Annotated in this window: 1 protein-coding gene and 1 pseudogene; both read right to left on the bottom strand. The window is 52.5% G+C overall.

Annotation, left to right across the window (positions count from 1 at the left end):
- Window positions 1-87: 87 nt before the first annotated feature.
- A pseudogene (locus tag D1646_RS16880) lies at window positions 88-294 on the bottom strand (DUF6017 domain-containing protein); the annotation flags it as partial.
- A 141-nt stretch (window positions 295-435) separates the two neighbouring features.
- On the bottom strand, window positions 436-844 hold a 409-nt coding region (locus tag D1646_RS16875; protein ID WP_160637594.1), incomplete at its 5' end, for a tyrosine-type recombinase/integrase.

The following is an 844-nucleotide window of genomic DNA, read 5'->3' as shown; positions in this document are numbered from 1 at the left end:
CTCCGGGCCATTGCCTTTTCCGCCTCCTTCTTCTTCTCTTTTTTCTACTCCCTTGAGGAAAAGGTGTCAACTTTTTTATACCACATCAGTTTCCAGCATGAGGTCTACAATCTCATTCAGCCTGTCCCCGTCAAACTTCATATCCTGCATGAGAATGTCGTAGTCGATATTTTCCTTGATGATCTCCCGGTAAATCTCAAAGGCGGTCTGTGCTTCCGCTTCCTTTCGTTTCCGTTCCGGCGGCGTAGCCGTTTCCTGCTCCAAAGGAGAGGGGTTAGGGGAAAGGATAGGAATGGGTACTTTGTAAATCATGGTTTGTCAATCAACAGAGCCTCTATCCCCCGGAAAGCCAGTGTTTTCAAGGCGTTTGAGGCTTGTCGGCCTGCCCGTTTCCCTTGATTTTTCCCTTATGAGAAAATTTAAGGGAAAACTTCGTCAGCCGCTGCTCACTACCTTGTCCAGAAGCCTTGCGCTGGAACGCTTTGCCTCTCTGGTGGTGTGGGCGTAGATGTTCATGGTCGTGTTGACATCCGAGTGTCCCAACAGCTCCTGCACATCCTTGGGGGCCGCGCCGTAGGAGAGAAGATTGCTGGTGAAGGTGTGTCTCAGCATGTGGAAGTGGAAGTCCTCCAGGCCGGGGACCTTCTCCTTTGCCCTCCGGCACATGAGGCTGACGGTGCTGGGGGATTCAATGGCCCCGTCAGGCCGGAGGCACACGAAGGACAGGCATTTATCCGCCTCCAGCGTGGCCTCCGTTCTGGACAGCATGTAGACCTCGTAATAGGTACGGTTCTTTTCCTTGACCTCTTTGCAGTAGTTTAGCCGGTAGAGCGCCCCATATTTC

This window comes from Pseudoflavonifractor sp. 60 (genome assembly GCF_009911645.1).
Taxonomy (GTDB): Bacteria; Bacillota; Clostridia; order Oscillospirales; family Oscillospiraceae; genus Lawsonibacter.
The sequence above is the reverse complement of the archived record's forward strand: the minus strand, read 5'-3'. Positions and strand labels throughout refer to the sequence as shown.